General features: G+C 68.5%; 15 protein-coding genes and 1 tRNA gene. 6 read left to right on the forward strand and 10 right to left on the reverse strand.

Annotated features, from left to right (window positions below; all coding sequences use genetic code 11):
• Positions 1 to 323 precede the first annotated feature (323 nt).
• Positions 324 to 2,102, forward strand: coding sequence for a M28 family peptidase (locus tag OO015_RS04755; protein WP_265940086.1), 1,779 nt, complete (start codon positions 324 to 326; stop codon positions 2,100 to 2,102).
• A gap of 224 nt (positions 2,103 to 2,326) precedes the next feature.
• Here the strand turns inward: OO015_RS04755 and OO015_RS04760 are convergent, their stop codons facing one another.
• The 4 genes from OO015_RS04760 to OO015_RS04775 all read right to left on the reverse strand — a co-directional run bounded on the left by OO015_RS04760 (position 2,327) and on the right by OO015_RS04775 (position 6,954).
• Complete coding sequence (locus OO015_RS04760) at positions 2,327 to 2,662, reverse strand: heavy metal-binding domain-containing protein (protein WP_265940087.1); 336 nt, start codon at positions 2,660 to 2,662, stop codon at positions 2,327 to 2,329.
• A gap of 671 nt (positions 2,663 to 3,333) precedes the next feature.
• Complete coding sequence (locus OO015_RS04765) at positions 3,334 to 4,533, reverse strand: ABC transporter substrate-binding protein (RefSeq protein ID WP_265940088.1); 1,200 nt, start codon at positions 4,531 to 4,533, stop codon at positions 3,334 to 3,336.
• 77 nt (positions 4,534 to 4,610) lie between these two features.
• On the reverse strand, positions 4,611 to 5,777 hold the full coding sequence (locus tag OO015_RS04770; protein ID WP_265940089.1) for an NAD(P)/FAD-dependent oxidoreductase: 1,167 nt from the start codon (positions 5,775 to 5,777) through the stop codon (positions 4,611 to 4,613).
• A gap of 55 nt (positions 5,778 to 5,832) precedes the next feature.
• Positions 5,833 to 6,954: an aromatic ring-hydroxylating oxygenase subunit alpha gene (locus OO015_RS04775; protein WP_265940090.1), complete on the reverse strand. Its 1,122-nt coding sequence runs from the start codon at positions 6,952 to 6,954 to the stop codon at positions 5,833 to 5,835.
• Between the two features lie 191 nt (positions 6,955 to 7,145).
• Between OO015_RS04775 and OO015_RS04780 the strand changes: the two genes are divergently transcribed.
• The 3 genes from OO015_RS04780 (at position 7,146) to OO015_RS04790 (ending at position 11,455) form a co-directional block, all read left to right on the forward strand.
• A complete protein-coding gene (locus tag OO015_RS04780) occupies positions 7,146 to 8,759 on the forward strand; it encodes a PucR family transcriptional regulator (protein WP_265940091.1) in 1,614 nt (537 codons plus the stop codon).
• A 344-nt stretch (positions 8,760 to 9,103) separates the two neighbouring features.
• Positions 9,104 to 9,186: transfer RNA gene (locus OO015_RS04785), tRNA-Leu, on the forward strand.
• Positions 9,187 to 10,372: 1,186 nt separating this feature from the next.
• Positions 10,373 to 11,455, forward strand: a complete 1,083-nt coding sequence (locus OO015_RS04790) for a hypothetical protein (RefSeq protein WP_265940092.1) — start codon at positions 10,373 to 10,375, stop codon at positions 11,453 to 11,455.
• Here the strand turns inward: OO015_RS04790 and OO015_RS04795 are convergent.
• The 6 genes from OO015_RS04795 to OO015_RS04820 all read right to left on the reverse strand — a co-directional run bounded on the left by OO015_RS04795 (position 11,418) and on the right by OO015_RS04820 (position 16,907).
• On the reverse strand, positions 11,418 to 13,082 hold the full coding sequence (locus tag OO015_RS04795) for a hypothetical protein (protein ID WP_265940093.1): 1,665 nt from the start codon (positions 13,080 to 13,082) through the stop codon (positions 11,418 to 11,420). The genes OO015_RS04790 and OO015_RS04795 overlap by 38 nt on opposite strands.
• A gap of 340 nt (positions 13,083 to 13,422) precedes the next feature.
• On the reverse strand, positions 13,423 to 14,325 hold the full coding sequence (locus tag OO015_RS04800; protein WP_265940094.1) for an ABC transporter permease: 903 nt from the start codon (positions 14,323 to 14,325) through the stop codon (positions 13,423 to 13,425).
• A 3-nt stretch (positions 14,326 to 14,328) separates the two neighbouring features.
• On the reverse strand, positions 14,329 to 15,261 hold the full coding sequence (locus tag OO015_RS04805) for an ABC transporter ATP-binding protein (RefSeq protein ID WP_265940095.1): 933 nt from the start codon (positions 15,259 to 15,261) through the stop codon (positions 14,329 to 14,331).
• Positions 15,262 to 15,302: 41 nt separating this feature from the next.
• The gene (recA, locus tag OO015_RS04810; RefSeq protein WP_265940096.1) at positions 15,303 to 16,367 is read right to left on the reverse strand and encodes a recombinase RecA; all 1,065 of its coding nucleotides are present in this window, start codon (positions 16,365 to 16,367) and stop codon (positions 15,303 to 15,305) included.
• Between the two features lie 82 nt (positions 16,368 to 16,449).
• Positions 16,450 to 16,788 (reverse strand): cyclic-di-AMP receptor, encoded by a 339-nt coding sequence (locus tag OO015_RS04815; RefSeq protein WP_265940097.1) that lies wholly within the window; start codon positions 16,786 to 16,788, stop codon positions 16,450 to 16,452.
• Entirely contained in the window at positions 16,785 to 16,907 is a 123-nt protein-coding gene (locus OO015_RS04820) for a hypothetical protein (RefSeq protein WP_265940098.1), read from the reverse strand. Before OO015_RS04820 ends, OO015_RS04815 begins: the two co-directional genes overlap by 4 nt.
• Before the next feature lie 785 nt (positions 16,908 to 17,692).
• On the opposite strand from OO015_RS04820, the gene OO015_RS04825 reads away from it, so the two are divergent.
• Positions 17,693 to 18,514, forward strand: coding sequence for an IclR family transcriptional regulator (locus OO015_RS04825; RefSeq protein WP_265940099.1), 822 nt, complete (start codon positions 17,693 to 17,695; stop codon positions 18,512 to 18,514).
• Positions 18,511 to 20,043, forward strand: a complete 1,533-nt coding sequence (locus OO015_RS04830) for an ABC transporter substrate-binding protein (protein ID WP_265940100.1) — start codon at positions 18,511 to 18,513, stop codon at positions 20,041 to 20,043. Before OO015_RS04825 ends, OO015_RS04830 begins: the two co-directional genes overlap by 4 nt.
• Positions 20,044 to 20,055: the final 12 nt, after the last annotated feature.

Here is a 20,055-nt window from a genome sequence, read left to right on the forward strand (position 1 = left end):
ATCGACCACCGCCATCCCGTAGGGGTCACGCGTGCGTGACCCTCCGGGTCAGGCGTGCCTGACCCGGCCGGGCCGTCAGGCCCGGTACGGCCGGGGCAGGCGAACGTTCGGGCGCGGCGTGCCGCGCCCCGACAGGGGGAGCGGGCCGGCGTGCCGAGCGCCGGCGCCGGGGTCAGGGATGTGCCTCCAGGTGCGGCATGCGTCGACCCGACCGGGGAATCGGCCAGGCGGACGACTGCGGTTCGCCGCATCGCTGCGCGGCAACGGCCTGGCCGCCGGTATACTGCTCCTCAGACGCGACGCGCGAAAGGGGAGGATCGCGGATGCATACCGCCTGGCGCGACCCGGAAGCAGAGCAGCGGATCCTGTCGGCGATCAGCCTGGAGGAGCCGTGGGCGGCGGTCGAGACGTTCGCTCAGCTGGTACGCCTTTCGGGGAGTCCGGAGGAACGCGAAGCGCTCGACTACCTCATCGAGCGGCTGGACCGCTGGGGCGTGCCCTACCGGGTCTTCTGGCCCGTCTGTCTGGTTTCGACGCCGGTCTACGCGACGTTGCGGGTCGTGTCGCCGGAGCCGCGACCGATCCGGGCCAAGACGCTCGCCTTCTCTCCCTCGACGGACGGGGCGGAAGTGGTCGGTGAACTCGTCCCGGTCACGGCCGAGCAGGCGGCTGGGCTGGAGGGGATCTTCGGCGGCGCGGTGCCTGGTGCGTTGCCCGACTTGCGGGGCAAGGTGGTGCTGGTCGATGGCTTCGGCTTCGCCGCGCAAGCGGTGCGCTGGGCGGCGACCGGGGCAGTCGGGGCGGTCTTCGTCCATCCGGGCGAGGCCATCCACGAGGGGATCGCGACGACCTCCTGGGGCTCGCCTGACCTCGATGCCGAGGAGACGGTGCCAGCAGTGCCAGTGGTGACGATCGCCCGGCCGGACGGGGAAGCGCTGCGGGAACTGGCCGCTCGCGGCCCGGTGACGGTCGCCTTCTCGACCGCCGTCGAGACCGGCTGGCGGCCGATTCCGGTGCTGGTCGCCGAGATCCCGGGCACGCAGGCGGCCGACGAGTTCGTGCTCCTGCACGCGCACCTCGATTCCTGGCACGTCGGGGTGGGCGACAACGCAACCGGTGACGCGACGCTGCTCGAGCTGGCCCGCGTCTTCTGGCAGCACCGGGACCAGCTGGTGCGGACGCTGCGCATCGCCTGGTGGTCAGGGCACTCGCACGGTCGCTACGCCGGATCGACCTGGTACGCCGATGCGCACGCGCAGGATCTCGTGCCCAACTGCGTGGCACACGTCAACTGCGACTCGCCCGGTTGCCGGGGGGCGACCGAGTACCGCGACGTGGCGGCGATGGCCGAGGCGGCGGCGCTGGTGCGCACGGTGATCCGCGACGTGACCGGACTGGAGGCGACGATGGCCCGGCCACCGCGAGCTGGCGACTATTCGTTCACCAACCTCGGGATCACTGGCTGCCTGATGCTCTCCTCCACCATGCCGGAGGAGGTGCGGCGGGCCAAGGGGTACTACCCGGTCGGGGGATGCGGCGGCAATATCGTCTGGCATACCGAGGAGGACACGCTGGAGGTCGCCGATCCGGACGTCCTCTTGCGCGATATGCGCGTCTACGCGGCGGTCGTGCTGCGCCTGCTCAACGCGCCGGTGCACCCGTTCGATTTCCGCGCGACGGTGCGCGAGATCGAGGCGCACGTGCACCGATACCAGGAGGCGGCCGGGGAGGCGTTCGATCTCCGCCCGGCCCTGCAGGCGGCTGGGATGCTCCTCACGGCGCTCGACCGTTTCTACGAGCATACGGCGACGTTGCTCGACCGACCGGCCGACGATCCCGAGGTGCGGCGGGTGAACGCGATGCAGCGGGGACTGGCGCGGCATCTGGTGCCGGTCGACTATGTGCGGCGCGGTCGGTTCCGGCACGATCCAGCCGAGCCGATCCCGCCGGTGCCGGAACTGGCCCCAGCGCTGGAATTGCCGCACCTCCAGCCGGAAAGCGACCGCTGGCACCGGGTGCGGACGCACCTCGTACGCGGGCAGAATCAGGTGGTCTGGTCGCTGCGCCAGGCCCACCGCCGCATCGCCGAGCTACTGGCGTGAGCGACGCTGGGGGAGCGACCAGGCGCCCTGTGGCGGCAGGCCGGTCGGGTGTTCGGGCTGCAGAGACGGTGCGCGCCAGCTCTCCTCGTGGCTGACCCATGGAGCAGACGCATCGCCCAGGACACGTGCCCGTTTGGGCGTTGCGGGCAGTAAATCGCGGAAGATCACCGTGCTCGCCTGCTGCATCCGAGCGGCACGGCGGAACGGATATGACCAGCTCGGTTTCAAAGGCGCACGGCCGTTCCGGAGACGGTAACCATGAGCATGTTGCTGCCACCCATGTCGATCGTCTCGTAGTCGATATCGACACCGATCACCGCGTTGGCGCCGAGCTGGCGGGCGGCCTCGGCCATCTCCTGGAAGGCGATCTCGCGTGCCTTGCGCAGCTCCTTCTCGTAGGCGCCGGAGCGGCCGCCGACGATGTCGCGGATACTGGCGAAGAGGTCGCGGAAGATATTGGCACCGAGGATCGCCTCGCCGGTCACCACCCCGAGATACTGCTTGACCGGCCGGCCCTCGACGACCGGCGTCGTGGTGATCAGGAGATCGGTCGTCGTCATCTCCGGTCCCCCTTTCCCGATCCTCGTGCTCACCTGTCGTATGGTAGCAGGTCGGCGGTCGGGACAGCGCTGTCCCGGTTCCGGGGCAGCGTGTTCGGGACGAGTGACCACGGCCGATCCCCGTCGGCGCGACGCCTGCGTGACCTGCGAAGCCCCCTCACCCGAGGCGTGCGGGAGAGGGAACGCCGAAACGTCCCGTCGGGGTCGGGCGTGTCCGAACCGCTCGGGCCGCCAGGCCCGGTGAACCTGGCCCTGTTTCCGCGCCTGCGGCGCGGACGGGCGAGGCACGCCTCGCCCCTACCGGGTCTGGTCGGCTGGCGACGGTCGCCGATCGCACGGCTACCGGCGCCCCTGCGATCCACCGTCGCCCCTGTAGGGGTCACGCGTGCGTGACCCAGCCGGCCCATCAGGGCCGGGAACAGGACCACCGACCCGGGACGCATGCCCACGCGCGGCAGGCATGCACCCCTCACCCCCCCGGCCCCCTCTCCCGCACACCGCGGGAGAGGGGGTGGCGAGCGCCAGCGAGCCGGGGGTGAGGGGTGTCTCCTCGGGCGCGGCACGCCTCGCCCCGACGAGGAACACGCGGCGAGGGTGCCGCGGAAGCGGCGGGGGTGAGGAGGGTCTTCGGCCGGGCGCGCTGTGTCCCGGCTGGTGCAGGGCCTGTCGCCTCAGCTCGTGACCCAGGCGTTGAACCGCTGGACGACCTCGTCCAGGTGGTCGGCCCACCACTGGTAGTCCGGGTAGACCTGCAGCTTCTTGTTCTCCGGCGCGCTCGGCAGCACCGCGACGCCGTCGGGTGGCAGCGCCTCGAACGCCCGCTGGTTGGCTGGGCCGTCCGGATAGATCATGGCGAAGGCACGCTGCACCTCCGGCCGCAGCGCGAAGTTGATGAAGTCGTGCGCCACGTCGACGTTCTTGGAGCCGCGTGGGATGACGAGCGAGTCGCTGGAGAGCCGCCCCTGGTTCCAGGTGTACCCGAGCTGGGTGTTCCCCTGCTCGATGAGGAACTGAATGCGGGCGATCCAGGCATCGGTCAGGTCGACCTCGCCGTCCGTCAGGAGCTGGGCAGGTTGTGCACCGGATTCCCACCAGACGGTGATGTGCGGCTTGATCCGGTCGAGCGAGCGGAAGGCACGGTCGATATCCAGCGGGTAGAGCTGGTCGATCGGGACGCCGTCGGCCAGGAGCGCCGCCTCGATCGGCCCCCATTGCGCGTACTTCTGGAAGGCGCGCACGCCGGGAAAGCCCTGGACGTCCCAGAAGTCGGCCCAGCTGTTGGGCGGCTTGTTCGGGAACTTGTCCTTCCGGTAGCCAAGACAGGTGGAATAGTAGTAATACCCCACGCCGTGCTCGAGGACCAGTTCGGGGAAGATGTCTTTGGTGTCGATCTTGCTGTAGTCGAGTGGTTCGAGGAGGTTGAGGCGCCCCATCGGGATGACCGACTCGGTCCCCACGTCGACGACGTCCCACTGGACGTTCCCCGACTCGACCATGGTGCGCAGCTTGGCCTCGTCGGTCGTATCTTCGACGATCTGGCAGCCGGTCAGCCGGGCGAACGGCTGGTAGATCGCCTTGCGCAGGGCGTCCTGGAGCGCACCGCCCCAGGAGGTGACGACCAACGTCCGTCCCTTCCAGCGGTTGGGGTCGTCGTAGCCGGGGACGGTGAGCTCGCCGGATGCCGCGGTCGCCGGCGTCGGCGTCGCTGCTGCGCCAGCAGTCGGCGTGGTGACGCTCGGTGTCGGGGTCGCTTGGGACTGTCGGCAAGCAGCGAGAGTGGTGGCGGCGAGCACACCACCGAGGAAGGCACGTCGGCGCAGCCGGTGTTGCTGGCTGAAGAAGCGGAGCAGTGCATCGGAGCGGTCGGGCATGAAAGCACCTCCTCTCGCCGGTCGGGAGCTGTCGTCGCTACCGGCTTCGTGGTCTGTATCGGTTCGCGCGTCGCCCGCTACCGCGTCGGGAAGGGCAGCGCGATCGCGTCGCGCACCTTGCCGGGCTCGCGGAAGCGATCGAGCCGGATCTCCTCGGCCGGGAGCTCGCTGACGCGCTCGTCGAGGACGAGCTCGGCCATCTTCATCCCCAGTGCTGGGCCCCACATCATCCCGTGACCACCGGCAGCCAGGACGTAGAAGCCGTGCCGCGGCTCGTCGATGATGGGGAGGTGGTCCGGCGTGTAGTCGATCGAACCGGTCCAGGCGCGACCGACCGGGAGCCCTTTCAGGGCCGGGATCGTCGCTTCCCAGTCCGGCTTGAGGCGCTCGAAGTAGTCCCAGTCGAACTCGAGCAGGAACCGTTCGGTCGGATCGGGCTGCTCCTCCGGATTGCTCATGCCGAGCAGCACGCCCTGCTCGTCAGGCCGGAGGTAGTATCCCTTGGCCAGCACGAAGAGCATCGGAAAGTTCGCTGGCAGCTCGGCAGGGCGAGTAGGGAAGCTGACGATCTGGTGACGGGCGGCCGAGACCGGTACCTCGATGCCGAGGAGCTCGCCGATGCGGCGTGCACCGCGCGGTCCGGCCGCGTTGACCACGCGCTCGGCCTCGAAGGTGCCGCGCGTGGTACGGACGCGATAGCCGCTAGGGAGCGGCTCGATCTCCTGCACCTCGCACTCCTCGAAGAGCGCGACGCCAGCGCGCAGGACCGCGTAGGTGATGTTGCGCGCAACGATGTGCGGGTAGACGAAGCCGTCGTCCGGTGTGTAGGTCGCACCCAGGTAGCGGCTCCAATCGACGAAGGGAAGTCGCTGGGCCAGCTCGTCCGGTTCCAGCCAGACGTTCTCGATACCGCAGCGCCGGCGCAGCTCGACGAGGTCGAGGAAGGCGGCACGTTCCTCGGGTGTCGAGGCGAGGACATAATAGCCGACCTCGACGAAACCGCTGCCGAGGCCGAGCTCGCGCCCGAGCTCCTGGTAGAGCTGGCGCGACCACTTGCCGAGCTTGACGGCCGTCTCCGAACCACCTTGCTGGCGCACGATGCCAGCCGAGCGCGTGGTGGCGCCGAAGCCGGCCCAGTAGCGCTCGCAGACCGCGATCCGCTGCACGCCGCGCTTGGCGAGGTGATAGGCGGTCCAGAGGCCGAGGTTCCCGCCACCGATGATGAGGACATCAGAGGAAGGCATCAGCCACTGCTCCTTTCACTGTTCCCGAACCCGGCGGAGTCCACCAGACCATTCCTCACGCGTCCTCGCCCAGCTGCGCCAGCACCCAGTCGTTGAAGCGCCGGATGTGCGACTCGATCGGCGCGAAGATGCCGCCCTCCGCGTAGGCCCGTGAGTGCATGCTCGCCTGGCAGCGCTCGCACATCGCCCAGTCCTGGCGGTTCACGAGGTCCCAGAAGTCGACCGCATCGCTGGGGTCGAAATCGGGTGATTCGACGACATCGGGCGCGAAGAGCCAGTCGCAGACGATGCGCGTGCGCCCGACGTCGAGCGGCTCCAACCGGTGGATGAGGACGTAGTCCGGGTGGAGGTTGACGAAGACGTTCGGCAGGAGGACCATGCCGTAGTAGGTCCGGTCGTCCTCCGGCCGGAGACCGGGCAAGAGCGGCCGGGTGCGCTTGCCGGTGAGCGTCAGTGTTTCCACTCCCTCGGCAAAGGTCGCGCCGACGCCGTGCTGGTAGGCATAGCCAGCGCGGAAGCTCGGGACCAGCTGGCTCAGTTCCGGGTGGACGACGGCGCAGTGGTAGCACTCCATGAAGTTCTCGACGACGAGCTTCCAGTTCGCGGCCACGTCGTAGGTGACGGTCGCGCCGATCCGCAGCTCGCCGATACCGTAGCGCCGGAAGATCGCCGGGTCGCCGAGCCGCTCGACGACACGCGGCAGGAGCTGGGACTCGACCGGGGGCGGGTCGCTCGCGAGGTTGACCCAGATCATCCCTTCCCAGACGGCGAGCGCGACCGGAAGCAAGCCGTAGGCACTTGGCGAGAATCCTTCAGCGTCGCGCATGTTCGGCGCACCGATCAGACGCCCGTCGAGCGCGTAGCTCCAGGCGTGATACGGGCACTGGATCACCCGCGATTCCAAGCGCCCGCACGGCTCGGTGCACAGCCGGGCACCGCGATGCCGGCAAACGTTCAGGAAGGCGCGGAGCTGGCCGTCCTGCCCGCGGACGACCAGGATCGGCTCGCCGGCCACTTCGGTGGTGAGGTAGTCACCGGCTTGCGGGAGTGCTGCTGCCAGGCCGACACAGGTCCACAGCTGGGCGAAAATGCGCTCCTGCTCGCGCCGGTAGAGTTCCGGGCTCGCGTAGAAGCGACCTGGTAGGGTGGGGACGATCGGGGATGCCTGAACGTTCATCGACGGCTCCTCTCGCGAGTGATCGGACCGGTTCCGATCGATCCCTTCGTCGAACTGACCGTTTCGGGTATCCTTTGTCACGTATACCCGGTCGATCGGTGACATGCAATACGTCGAGCGTCTAGCCTCTGCTGTGCGCGTTCAGACAACTGTATGAAGCCCCAACGACGGATGTCCGGTGAGGTGCAGCGATGCCGATCACGGTGCGGGAATTGCTCGAGCGGCCCGATCTCAAGACGCGCCTGATCGCTGGCGCAGGTGGGGTCGATCGTGTCGTGACGTGGGCGCACGTCTGCGAGCTGGAGGACCCGACAGTCTGGCTCTGCGGAGGCGAGCTGGTCATGACCGTCGGGATCGGGCTGCCGCGCGATCCAGCGGGGCAGGTCGCCTATGTGGAGCGGCTGGCACGAGCGCAACTAGCTGGCCTGATGATCTGCGAGGGAATGAAGGCGCCACCGCTCTCACCGGAGATGCTTTCTGCTGCCGACCGGCTGGCGTTGCCGGTCATGCTGACGGCCTACGAAGTGCCGTTCGTCGCTGTCTCGCGGGTAGTCGCCGACGCTAACCTCGAGGAAGAGCACCGGCGGCTGCGCCAAACGGTACAGGTGTATGATGTGGCGCGCCTCGTCGTGCACGGCGAGTTAGACGAGACCGAGCTGATCGGCCGGCTGGAACGGATCGTCGGTGCCCGCCTGGCGGTCGTCGACCCGGCCTCGGGTCGCGTCCTGATGCCGAGCGACCGGGCCGGTGATGCGGCGTTCGTCCAGCCGCTGCGGCGGGTCATCGAGCGGTATCCCCCCGGACAGCTGCCCGCTGTGCTGCAAGTGAGCGAGGCGGGCGCAGGGACAGTGGCACTGGCCGTGCCGACGCACCGGCCAGTGTTCCTCGTCGTCCCACAGCGCATGCCGGTGCAGCGCGATATCGTCACGCTCCGGCACGTCGCGACGGTGCTGGCGCTCGCCCTGGAGCGCGAGCGCGCCGAACGAGAGCGGCAGTATCGTTTCGGAAGTGAACTGTTCGCGCACCTCGCGGACGGGCGCTTGCCGAGCGAGTTGGCACTGGAGCTTCTCCGGCGCGAGCACGGATTCCCCGAGCCACCCTACGTCGTCGTCGCGGTGACGGCTTCCGATCGCGTGCTGCCGGAACTCCAGGACGAGCTGGCGGCGCTCGGTATACCGCATGTGGCGTTGCGCCGCGACAGCCTGGCATATCTGCTCCTCCCCGAGCCTGCGCTCGTCGCCATCGAGCGAGTGGGTACGGCGGCAGGGATGGGGGCCAGTCAACCGGTGCGGACACTGGCGCGCGTTCCCGAAGCGATGGTCGAGGCGCGCTGGGCGCTCGAGCGTCTCGCAGACGGGCAGCGGCTCGCACGCTTCGGCGAGGGGGTGCTCGGTGCCGGACACTGGCCACTCAGCGTGGAGGCAGCCCGCGAGCTGGTCGACCGGGTACTCGGCCCGCTCGAGGCGCACGATGCGCGACAGGGGACGCAGCTGGTGCGGACACTCGCGACCTTCCTGGCACACGATGGATCGTGGAGCGCGACGGCACGGGCACTCGGTATCCACCGGCAGACGCTGGTCTACCGGGTGCGGCGGATCGAGCAGCTGACCGGCTGCCGGGTCGATCGGGTGAGCGAGCTGGCCACGCTCTACCTGGCGCTGGAAGCGGCGCGGGCCCTGGGCCGGCTTTCGCCGGACAGCAGTGGCCAAGGGTTGGCTGCGTCCGAGGACACGGCAGCAGTGTCCGGGAGCGAGGCCAGGCGGGGCGCCGAGGCGAGGGAGCTGGTCGGACGGGCGCGCGCCTGAGGGGCACCAGAAAGGCGGAACGGATCGAGGAGTCTCGTCCGCCTGGGGTGGTCAGCGCAGCGAGCGTCGGCGGGTCGGTGCGCGGCTGGATCTCGGTGTACCGGCAGGGAGGTGGTGACTACACGGAGCGGAGTCGAGGGAGCTGGTGCGGAAGCGACGAGCGGGAGCAGCGTCGGCGGTTGCGGCGGTGCGGGCGGTGGGCAGAGGGGGGCTTGCCGCCGGTCGACGCGACAGGATCGGTGCGGCACAGCAGCGAGATCCTGACGGGCGCGCGAGCGGTCGATCGGGAGCGGAATATCGGGAAAATCGGGTATACTTGGAAGAGGCTCGCCCGAGCCTCGTGAGCCGGCGTGGCGGAACGGCAGACGCGGCGGTCTCAAAAACCGCTGGGGGCAACCCCGTGTGGGTTCGAGTCCCTCCGCCGGCACCGCCAGGACGAGGAAACTGACCGGGAAGGGCACCGCTCTCCCGCACGCCCCGGAGCGAGAACCGGGGGTCGAACGGTGGTCAGACACCCGTTCGAACCGAACCCCCCGCCGGCGACACGGCCAGCGGACGCCGCCAGCCCTGGGCGCGTGCGTCGAGTTCGCGATCGAGTTCGCAACCAGCGCGTGGAGGCGTGCGGCCGCCTCGCGTGCCAGCGTCGGCTCGACGGGTGAGTCCGTGTCGCGGGTGGTCTGCCCGATGCTGCGCATCGAGCAGCTGGCCAGCGAATCGGGGGAGACCCGGCCGAGGACGAGAGCACCAACGCCTCGCGGGAGCGGCTGTGCGACGCCCGAACCGCTCTCCACCGAGACTCCCAGCGGAGCGAGCGGAGCCGCGCTCGCGATCGGCTGTTTCGGCGCGTAGCGGACCGTCTGGGGGCCCGAGCCTCGACCTGGGGAGTGAGGCTCTCGTCTCAGGGACCAGCGCTTCGGGTATCCGACGACTGCCCTCCATTCTCGACCACCGCCGCTTCGGTCGTTTCCGACTGGAAGGTCTCGTGTGAGCTGCTTGCGCTCGCGCGGAGCGTCTCCGGTCTCTTTCCCGTGTAGCGTCGAATGATGCACCGAGTCCGTCGATCCCGCTGTCGCTGGACGGACCGGCGGTGGTTCCCGTGCTGCCCGCGACGAGCTGGCGATCGCGGCCCCCGGCTGGATACAGCACTCGATCGGCTTCGAGTCGCCCCTCGCTGCAGGACAGCCGACGTTGCTTCCCCGTTGCCCGGGTGAGTCGTTGTCTGCCCGGAGCGTGCCGCGACGACTGGGGGTAGGTTTCGCCGCGCAGGGGCACACGACCGTCGTGCGCTCGACCGCTCTGCCGGCATCGCATCGCTGGCCGGCTGGTCGCTGATCGGATGGAGCTGCCATGCACGATCCGGCCCTGCACGCTCGATCGGAAGCGCCGGTGAGCCTCGAGCGGGCAGCACCCGGCACTGGTCGCACAGCCCTGCATATGGCTATAACCAGATGCCGGCGAGGAGAGACATCGACGCGCGCCGCCTCGCCGTTGAAACAGCTGCTCGAGGGGTCACGAGGTGGAAGCGCGTGCGCAGGGAGGAACTCGGGTCGTGTGTTGCCAGGAGGCAGACTGCCGGTTCCGGTGAACGCCTGGCTACAGGAAGGGAGTTCATAGTGGCGGACGAGCGATTTCCTGCCGCCTGCCGAGCACGTCTCGCACACACTCTCCCCTTCTGGCGCTCGGGGCGCTGGGCACGACTTTCCCCTCTCGGCATGGCCATTGCGGTCGGTGTCATCGCTGCGGTCATCAGTGCCGCCGGTTTGCACCAGCGAGGCGGCTACGCCGGTGATTTCACCTGGGCCTGGCGCGCCGCTCGCTTGCTCGCCCAGGGACAGAATCCCTATCGCGATCCAGGGCTCGACCCGATCTTCCCCTACCCGTTCGATGCGCCGCTGCTCTATCCGTTGACGGCAGTCGTCATCGCCGCTCCGTTCGCACTGTTCCCAGCCTGGCTCGCCGGATCGCTCTTCTTCGGCTGCAGTGCAGCGCTCCTCGCCTACGGCATCGCACGTTCGCGGCGCTGGTACCTCCTACCGCTCTTCCTGAGTGCCCCGTTCTACGTCGCCGCGACGGTCGCCCAGTGGTCACCGCTCGTCGTGGCCAGCGCGCTCGCTCCGGGTCTCGCCTTTCTCGCTGTGTGCAAGCCGAGTATCGGCCTACCGGTTCTCCTGACGCACGGTGACCGCCGGAGCTGGCAACAGGCTGCGCTCTTCGTGCTCCTCACGCTGGCGCTCTTTCCGCTCTGGCCGCTCGGCTGGCTGCACAACCTCCGCACCGAGCACGGCTATCCCGTGCCGCTGACTGTCTTCCCGGGCGTGTTCCTCCTGCTCGCGCTCCTCCGCTGGCGCGACCCGCGTGCCCGGTTGCTCGTGCTGATGGCGTGCTTCCCGCAGCGCCTGTGGTTCTACGACCAGTTGCCGCTCTGGCTGGTCGTGCGGAACGGGCGGGAATCGCTCCTCCTCACGGTCGCGAGCTGGATCGGTTACTGGGGATGGCGGCTGGCGTCCGAGTCGCCCGTCCGGAACGGCTCGAATCCGGCCGACGCGCCGGTATGGGTCGTGACGTGCATCTATCTCGTGGCGCTCGGTATCGTGCTCTGGCCGAGCGTCCGCCGTGGGTGGGAGGGCGTCCGAGCGTGGTGGCAAGACCGCATCCCTGTCACGGGATCGACGATCCTCCCGCGTGCTGAAAGATGATCGCCCCCGGCCCGTCGTACACCAGGCGGTAGTCCGGACTCCGGAGCAACTCGCTGATCAGCGCCCCGAAGCGCTCGAAGCGACGCCCGTCGATCCAGTACGGCTGCCGGGCAATGTAGACGAAGTCGTAGGTCATGCCCCGGCTCTCCGCCCAGTGCTCCAGACAGGCACGCCCGGCGCTCGCGCAGAGCTGCAGCGCCGTTGCCGCTTCGATCCGCTCCGAGAAGTCGCCGAGCCATTCGTATCCCTGCACGACAGCGAGGTTCACTCGCCCGGTGAGGGCGGGGAACCATTCGGCGACGCGGTCTTGCCCGAACCAGGTCTCGCCCGTCAGGACGAGGAAGCGTGCTCCCGACGGCGTGTGCTCGGCGACCCAGGCCATGGCTGCGCGGTCGTCCGGCGTCAGCCCAGTGAGCAGCGGCCGGTAGGCTGGCGCCGTCGCGACCGTCGACTGGAGGATGACGGCGAGGAGCGCGAGCTGGACGACCCACCACGGTACTGGATGCAGGCTGCCCCCGTCCGGCAGAGCGTGCGTGCGCAGCCGGTGATTCGGGCGGAGCCGGTCGAGTGGCAGCCGTGCCTGCCCCACGAGCGGCAACAGGACCTCGCTCAGCCCGATACCGGCCAGGAGCGCGAGCGGGATCACTGCACGCTGGTCGAAGGCACGGGCTTGCAGCGCTGGGATCACGACGAGCCACAGCGGCAAGAGATACCGCCGCTGCCCGAACTCGTGCAGCACGCCGAGGAGCGCGAGCATCCCCAGCACCGGAAAGACCGGCTCGCGCGTGACGTCGAACAGGGCGAGACGGCCGAGCCCGCTCAGGAAAGACCAGCCGGAGTCGTGCAGCGGCCGGAAGACCGCTGTGCCGTGACGCGCCACGACCGTCACCAGCCACGGGCTGACGAGAACGACCGCGCCGAGCGCCGCCAGGAGCGAGGACAGGAACGTGTCGCGTCGCCGGCTCAGGACGAGCCAGAAGAACGGCACGCTGTAGGCCAGGAACCAGCTCGCTTCCGGATGGCTCAGTACGGTGGCTGCTGCGCTGAGGGCGAGGCCGAACACCGGCCAGCGACCGCCACCGGTGTACAGCCGGTAAGCGCAGAGGAGTGCCAGGATGGAGAACAGCTGCCCGAACGCCCGGGTGACACCGCCGCCCATGATCGGCCAGGCGAAACTCATCGGCAAGAGCGCGAAGGCCACCGTCGCCGCCGCACTCGCCCGCCGCGAGCTGAGGATCCGATGCGCGAGCGCGGCGAAGGCGGCGACGCTGCCCACGGTTACCAGGGTCGGTAGATACCGGAACAGATCGAGCCGAGCGAATCCAAGTTTTTCGAGGAAGGCCACGACGTAGAGCCCGAGCGGCGGGTAAACGAACGGGATGCGCGCCTGGTTGTAGCTCGTGAAGACCGGTAACCGGAACTGCGCGCGCTCGAGGTCGTCGACCATCGCCCAGAAGAGCCCACCGTCGTTCAAGGGGAAGGAGGTCTGGTGGACGAACCAGAGGCGGAAGACGAGCGCGAGGAGCAGCGCTTGTGCCAGGATCACCGGATGCCAGAGCGAGCGACGCACTCGTTCTGGAGCGGGATCGGTGCGCGTTTCCGGCGCTCGTTCGGGAGCGAGTACCATGTCGCGTCCTACCCCTCGAAGCGCACTGGCTCGCTCCATACCCAGTCGTCGAGCGTCGCGTCGCGGCGAGGCGGTCGCTCGGCTCGATCCGCTCGAAGCCGGCACGCTGGCTGCCTGGAAGGCTCTCGGCCGCCCGCGCCAGCCGGCCAGCAATCCTACGTCGCGGGGAGGTGCACTGCACAGAGACCGCACCGCGAGACATCCGCGAGCGGTGGTGTCGAGCGACCAGCCGCGTGGCGAGCCCATCCGGAACACAGAGCGACTCGGCTACCTCCTCGTGCAGTGCACGAGAACGAGGGGTTCGCGGAGCGACTCTGGATGCTGCGCGTCGGCTCCGCGCTCAGTTGCTCACCGGGCGGGTGCCGATATCCCGCTGGATCGCCCGCAGGGCGACGGCGAGGAAGAGCACGCTGTACACGGCGAGGACGAGCGTGGCTCGCCAGGGGTGGAGGTCGGGGGCGGCCGCTTGCCCGCTCAGGTCAGCCGGCAGGAAAGCCCGCGAGTTGAGCGACTGGAGCGCCGAGGCGTTCTGGCCGAGCAACGTCCAGTCCAGGACAGTGAAGATCCAGGAGAGGCTCGTCCCCTCGACCGAGGGGCGCAGCAGCTGCAGGATACTGAACCCCACCTGCTCCACGAAGACGTAAGCCAGCACGATCCCCATCGCCAGTGCGGAAGAGCGGAAGAGGAGAGCCAGGGCGATCGCGCCCAGGATGTAGGGGACGGTAGCCCAGAAGGAGCGCAACAGCGACAGGAGGACGTCGCCCCACTGCTCGGTGAGCCAGCCGAGCGGCACATGTCCCAGGTGCAGCTGCGACGCGACGGCTCCGAGGAGGATGCCGACGAGCACCGTCACGAGGAGGTAGGCGACCGTCATGACCAGGAGCGCGATCACCTTCGCGGCGACGAGTTGCGACCGCGAGGCACCGCGCGAGAGGAGCGGGACGATGGTGCCCCAGGCGAACTCGGTACCGGCATTGCTCGCTGCCACGACGAGCACGCCGAAGATACCGATGCTGGGGATGAAATTGAACGTATCGGCGAGCGCACCCGGCAGCGTGACCAGATTTTCGAAGAGGTCGCTCGCCATCGCCTGGTCCTGCCCAGCGGTCGGCAGGGAGACGAAGGAGAGGGCGATCAGCAGGCCGCGCAGCGTCACCATGATCGCCACCAGGATCACCAGCGTGATCCAGGTCATCGGCCGGCGCAGGAGCTTGAAGAACTCGGCGGCCAGCAGGTCTCCCACCCCTCACTCCCCCGTTCTTGGCGCCGCGCGGCTGGTCAACTCGACGAAGGTCGAGACGAGGTCCCCCTCGACCGGCCGCAGCTCGCGGAGGTAGAGCTCGTGCTGGACGAGGAAGGCGCTCAGCTCCGGCACCCGTTCGGCCGGCAGGTGGACGACCAGGTGGTCGTCGTGCCGGTCGACGCCGGTGATCCAGTCCGGACGCGCCGGCCCGCTCAGCAGGACGAGTGCCCGGTCGTCAGCGACGGTGCGGACGAGGACGCGCAATTCGCCTGGTCGGAGCAGCCGCTCGACCGGACTGTCCTCCAGAACCTTGCCGCGATGGATGATGATCACCCGCTGACAGAGTTCCTGGACGTCGTGCAGGAGGTGGCTCGAGAGGACCACCGTCTTGCCGCGGGCAGCCAGGTCCCTGAGCAACTGGTGCACCCGCTGCTGGCCGAAGGGATCGAGCCCGTTGGTCGGCTCGTCGAGGAGCAGCAGATCGGGGTCGCCCAGCAAGGCGTTGGCGAGCGAGAGCATCTGGCGCATCCCCTGCGAGTAGGTCCGGAACGGGCGGTTCGCGTGCTCGGTGAGTCCGACCTGCTCGATCAGGGGATCGATCTGGCGGTGGTCGGCACCGTAGACGTGCGCCATCACCCGCAGGTTCTGCCGGGCATCGAGATAGGGGTAGAAACTGGCGACTTCCGGCATCAGGCCGACCCGGCGGAGCACGCGCCGGTCCGCATCGAGTGGGCGCCCGAACAAGACGATCCGGCCCGCGGTGGGCCGGACCAGTCCTGCGATCATCGAGAGCGTCGTCGTCTTCCCTGCGCCGTTGGGGCCGAGGAGCCCGACGAGTTCACCGGGGCCGAGCGTGAAGGAGATTCCATCGACTGCCGTTCGCTCACCGAACCGCTTCGTTAACTCATGAACTTCGAGGACGCTCGCATCCCCCATCCCCCCGTCCTCTCGTTCGAGCTACCACCGGTCTGGGCGCCTCACACGTCGAAGAGCGAGGTGGCTGCGGCCTCGGGCTCGCTCTCTTCGCCGGTGCTGCCGTCGTAGTGGATGCGCCCGCGTAGCTCCGGGGCAGCCTGCCGGATCCGCTGCTCGATCTCCCGCATGAGGTCCGGATTGGCTTTCAGGAACGCCTTGGCGTTCTCGCGGCCTTGCCCGAGCCGCTCCTCGCCCAGGTAGTACCAGGCACCGCTCTTGCGGATGATGCCGAGGTCGGTCGCCACGTCCAACAAGTTGCCAGCCACCGAGATCCCCTCGTTGTACATGATGTCGAACTCGGCCTGGCGGAACGGTGGGGCCACCTTGTTCTTGACCACCTTGACGCGGACGCGCGTGCCGACCGTCTCGTTCCCTTCCTTGATCGCATCGACCTTGCGGATATCGAGGCGGACCGAGGCGTAGAACTTCAGCGCGTTTCCGCCCGTCGTCGTCTCCGGATTCCCGTACATCACGCCGATCTTCATGCGCAGCTGGTTGATGAAGATCACCGCCGTCTTCGAGCGGCTGATCGCACCAGTGAGCTTCCGGAGTGCCTGGCTCATCAGGCGCGCTTGCAGCCCCACGTGCGCATCCCCCATCTCGCCTTCGATCTCGGCACGGGGGACGAGCGCGGCGACCGAGTCGATCACGACCACGTCGACCGCGCCGGAGCGGACCAGCGTCTCGGTGATCTCCAGCGCCTGCTCGCCGGTATCCGGCTGGGAGATCAGGAGGTTGTCGAGATCGACACCGAGACGCTCAGCGTACACCGGGTCGAAGGCATGCTCGGCATCGATGTAGGCCGCAATGCCGCCCATCTTCTGCGCCTGAGCGATGACGTGCAGCGCCAGGGTCGTCTTTCCGCTCGATTCGGGGCCGAAGATCTCGGTGATCCGGCCACGCGGGATGCCGCCGACGCCGAGCGCCAGGTCGAGCGCGATCGCCCCCGTCGGGATCACGTCGACCTGGAGCTTCGAGGCGTCCTCCCCCATGCGCATGATGGCGCCCTTGCCGAAGGTGCGCTCGATCTGTGAGATCGCCAGTTCCAGTGCTTTCTGCCGGTCCATCCGTCTCGCCGCCTTCCTGATATGCTCAGGGTAGAACCCATGTTCGAGTCTCGCTCAATCGTACCCGGCGAGGTCCGTCCTGTCAATCGTCCCCGATCCGCTCGAGTCGTTCGACCGGTAAGACGAAGACGGTGGCGCCGCCGATCTCGACCTCGAAGTTCTCCGGCATCCAGAGCAGACCGGGCTCCATCGCTGGTGCGTACGGGACCACGACCTCCTTGCGCCGGCGACAGGTCCGTCGGATGACGGAGAGGACCCGCAGGACGTCGCGATCGTCGACTCCCACGAGCAGGCTGACGTTCTCGCGACGCAGGAGCGCCCCACTGCTCGCGATCCGCGTGACGCCAAACCCCTCGTCGACCAGTTCGCTGACCAGGCGGTCAGCATCGTCGCTCTGAACGATCGCGATGACGAGTTTCACTGGCCCATCCGTTCGATCGTTTCGACGTCGTCAGTATACCCGATCGCGCCCAGCAACGGCCCGCGACGCGTACCGGGGGCCGGGATCGACCGCTGCCGCAGCGCGGCCGGGCGCGGCACACCTCGCCCCTCCACCGGGAGAACCCGGAGGGGGCGCCGAGCGGAGCGAGGCGGGGTGAGGGGTATTCGACCGGGCATCCTGGCACCACGGTGCGATCCCCGCGCCTGGCGGCGAGGCGGGGCGACGCACGCGTCGCCCCGACCGGGTGTGGTCGATCGCCGACGGTCGCCTGCCTCATCGTCCACCCGCAGCCGATCGACCACCGTCGATCCCTGTAGGGGTCGGGCGTGCCCGACCCGCCCGGCCCGCCAGGCCCGGGAATCCGACCCTGTTCCCACACATTGCGGCGTGGATGGGCGAGGCACGCGCTGGAGCCCCCCTCACCCCCCGGCCCCCTCTCCCGCACGGTGCGGGAGAGGGGGTGCCGCGGTAGCGCCGGGGGTGAGGGGTGTCCCATAGGCGATACACGCCTCACTCCTACAGGCGAAGCGAGGAGAGGGGGTGGCGAGCACTCGCGAGCCGGGGGTGAGGGGTGTGCGACCGCGTGCGGAAACGTGGGCGGTCGACTGCCGTGCCTGTGGCGCGGCCAGGCGCGGCACGCCTCGCCCCTACCGGGGAATCCGGACGAGGCCAATCGACGACGGTCGCCGATCGCACGTCCACCGACGGGCAAGACCACAGCCGCCCGGCCCGGAAGAGCGGTGCTCGAACGGGCCCAGCAGGCTCCGTTCGTCTCCGGAACGCTGGGGATATTGACACCGAGTGAACGGCGCAGTAGGATGGGGGTAGTTCGAGACCCGGAACAGCGTTCGCGATAACGAACGACACGACGAGGAGCGGTCGGATGCCTGCACGTTCGCCAGCTGTTTTCCGGGCGGTCGCTACACTCGATGCACTGGCACGCGCGAGCGAAGGGCTGACGCTCAGCGAACTCGCCCGCGAGACCAGCGAGCCGAAAAGCACGCTCCATGCGGTCCTGGCCACGCTGGTCGAGGCGGGCTTGCTGGTGCGGGACGGAGCGACGAAGCGGTATCGCCTGGGACCGCATCTCCTCGCGCTGGCCGGCGCCTATGCGCGGCAGAGCGACCTCCTGCGGGCGTTCGGCGAGGTCGCCCGACCGCTGGCCCGCGAGCTCGGCGAGACGGTCCAGCTCGCGATCCTGCAGGGCCGCGACGTGCTCTATATCGGGAAGCAAGAAGGCACGCAGTGGGTGCGGCTGGCGTCGGAGGTCGGGACGCGGCTCCCGGCACACGCGACGTCCCTGGGGAAGTGTCTCCTCGCCTGGCTTCCGCCGGAGGAGCTGGAACGCTTGCTCGCTGCCGGACCGCTCGTCGCGCTGACACCGCGCACCATCACCGATCCTGACACGTTGCGAAGCGAGCTCGCCCAGGTGCGCCAGCGCGGCTATGCGATCGACCGTGGGGAAACACTCCCCGATGTCTGGTGTTTCGGTGCGCCGGTGCGGGACGCCCAGGGAACCGTCGTCGCGGCGCTCAGTATCTCGGTGCCGGTCACGCGGATCGCGCCGGAGCGGATCGACGAGCTGACCGCCGCAGCCCGGCGGGCGGCCACGGAGCTGTCGCTTCGCCTCGGGTACTATGACATGGTAACGGCAGAGGGCGCTGAGGTGATCGAGGATCTCGAGAGGAGGAGGGTCGCGCCATGAGGATGCTCTCGCGTCGACGGTTTCTGGGTGTCTCTGCTCTCGCCGGGTCGGCGTTGCTCGCCGCCTGTCGCGGCGGCCAGCAGGCGACGCCGACTCCCGCGACGACCGGTGGAACAGCCGGCACCGGGCAGCGTTTCGACGGCGTCGAGGTCAACGTGATCACCTTCACCGGACCACAGATCGCTGAGCCGCTGCAGCGACGGGCTCCGGAGTTCCAGAAACTGACAGGGGCCAAGATCAACGTGATCACGGTACCCTTCGCCGACCTCTACCAGAAGATCCTCACCGACTTCACGACCGGCACGAACAGCTACCACGTGATCGTCTTCGCACCGCAGTGGATGGCTGACTACGTCGAGCCAGGGTATCTGGAAGACCTCACGCCGCGCGTCGAGGCCGATCCCGCGTTGCAGTGGGACGACATCGCGCCCTTCTTCCGCAACTTCAGTGCGACGTACGGTGGGCGCATCTACACCATTCCGCTCGACGGCGACTTCCAGATGGCCTACTACCGCTCCGACCTCCTGGAAGCCGAAGGGCTCAAGCCGCCCGAAACCTGGGAGGACTACCTGGCGATCGCCCAGCACTTCCACGGCAAGGACCTCAACGGTGACGGCGTCCCCGACTTCGGCTCCGGGATCGCCAAGCGGCGCGGTGCCCAGAGCTACTGGATGTTCTGGTCGATCGCCGCCTCCTTCCTCCAGAGCCAGGGGACGCAGCAAGGCGCGTTCTTCGACGTCGACACCATGGAGCCCTTGACCAACAACCAGGCGCTGGAACGCGCACTGGAAATCTACAAAGAGACCGGGAAGTACGGCCCGCCGGACGAGCTGAACTGGGACGTCGGCGACAGCCGCTCCGCCTTCGTCACTGGTCGTTGCGCGCTGACGATCGACTGGGGCGATATCGGTACGCTGGCGATCGATCCCGAGCAGTCGAAAGTCAAGGACAAGGTCGGCGCGATCATCCTGCCCGGTACCAAGGAAGTGCTCGACCGCAAGACCGGCAAGCTCGTCGCCTGTGACCAGAACACCTGCCCGCACGCGATCAACGGCGTGAACCACGCACCCTACGCAGCCTTCGGCGGTTGGTCGGGTGCGATCAACAAGAACGCGCCCGCCAAGGTGAAGGACGCCGGCTACGCGTTCCTCTCCTACATGAGCCAGCCGGCTCAGGCCAACGTCGACGTCACGATCGGGAAGACTGGCTTCAACCCCTACCGGATCTCGCAGTTCGAGAACCTCGACCTCTGGATCAAGGCGGGTATGAGCGAGGCGGCTGCGAAGAACTATCTCGGAGCGATCAAGGAGAGTCTGAACAGCCCGAACATGGTGCTCGACCTCCGGATTCCTGGCGCACAACGGTACCAGGGCGTGGTGCTGGACACGGTCCTCTCGCGTTACCTCGCTGGCGAGCTGACGACGAAGCAGGCCATGGAAGAGCTGACCAAGGGGTGGAACGAGATCACCGACGAACTCGGTCGCGAGAAGCAGAAGCAGGCCTACCGGGCGAGCTTGAGCATCCGTTAGGAAAGGCTCGGC

The organism is Thermomicrobium sp. 4228-Ro (assembly GCF_026241205.1).
In the GTDB taxonomy this organism is placed as follows: Bacteria; Chloroflexota; Chloroflexia; order Thermomicrobiales; family Thermomicrobiaceae; genus Thermomicrobium.

Excerpts from the sequence above, each read along its gene's own strand:
- OO015_RS04760 (WP_265940087.1), bottom strand. The coding sequence starts at position 2,662 with ATGACGACGACCGATCTCCTGATCACCACGACGCCGGTCGTCGAGGGC.
- OO015_RS04795 (WP_265940093.1), bottom strand. The coding sequence starts at position 13,082 with ATGGTACTCGCTCCCGAACGAGCGCCGGAAACGCGCACCGATCCCGCT.
- OO015_RS04755 (WP_265940086.1), top strand. The coding sequence starts at position 324 with ATGCATACCGCCTGGCGCGACCCGGAAGCAGAGCAGCGGATCCTGTCG.
- OO015_RS04770 (WP_265940089.1), bottom strand. The coding sequence starts at position 5,777 with ATGCCTTCCTCTGATGTCCTCATCATCGGTGGCGGGAACCTCGGCCTC.
- OO015_RS04780 (WP_265940091.1), top strand. The coding sequence starts at position 7,146 with ATGCCGATCACGGTGCGGGAATTGCTCGAGCGGCCCGATCTCAAGACG.
- OO015_RS04765 (WP_265940088.1), bottom strand. The coding sequence starts at position 4,533 with ATGCCCGACCGCTCCGATGCACTGCTCCGCTTCTTCAGCCAGCAACAC.
- recA (WP_265940096.1), bottom strand. The coding sequence starts at position 16,367 with ATGGACCGGCAGAAAGCACTGGAACTGGCGATCTCACAGATCGAGCGC.
- OO015_RS04775 (WP_265940090.1), bottom strand. The coding sequence starts at position 6,954 with ATGAACGTTCAGGCATCCCCGATCGTCCCCACCCTACCAGGTCGCTTC.
- OO015_RS04805 (WP_265940095.1), bottom strand. The coding sequence starts at position 15,261 with ATGGGGGATGCGAGCGTCCTCGAAGTTCATGAGTTAACGAAGCGGTTC.
- OO015_RS04830 (WP_265940100.1), top strand. The coding sequence starts at position 18,511 with ATGAGGATGCTCTCGCGTCGACGGTTTCTGGGTGTCTCTGCTCTCGCC.
- OO015_RS04825 (WP_265940099.1), top strand. The coding sequence starts at position 17,693 with ATGCCTGCACGTTCGCCAGCTGTTTTCCGGGCGGTCGCTACACTCGAT.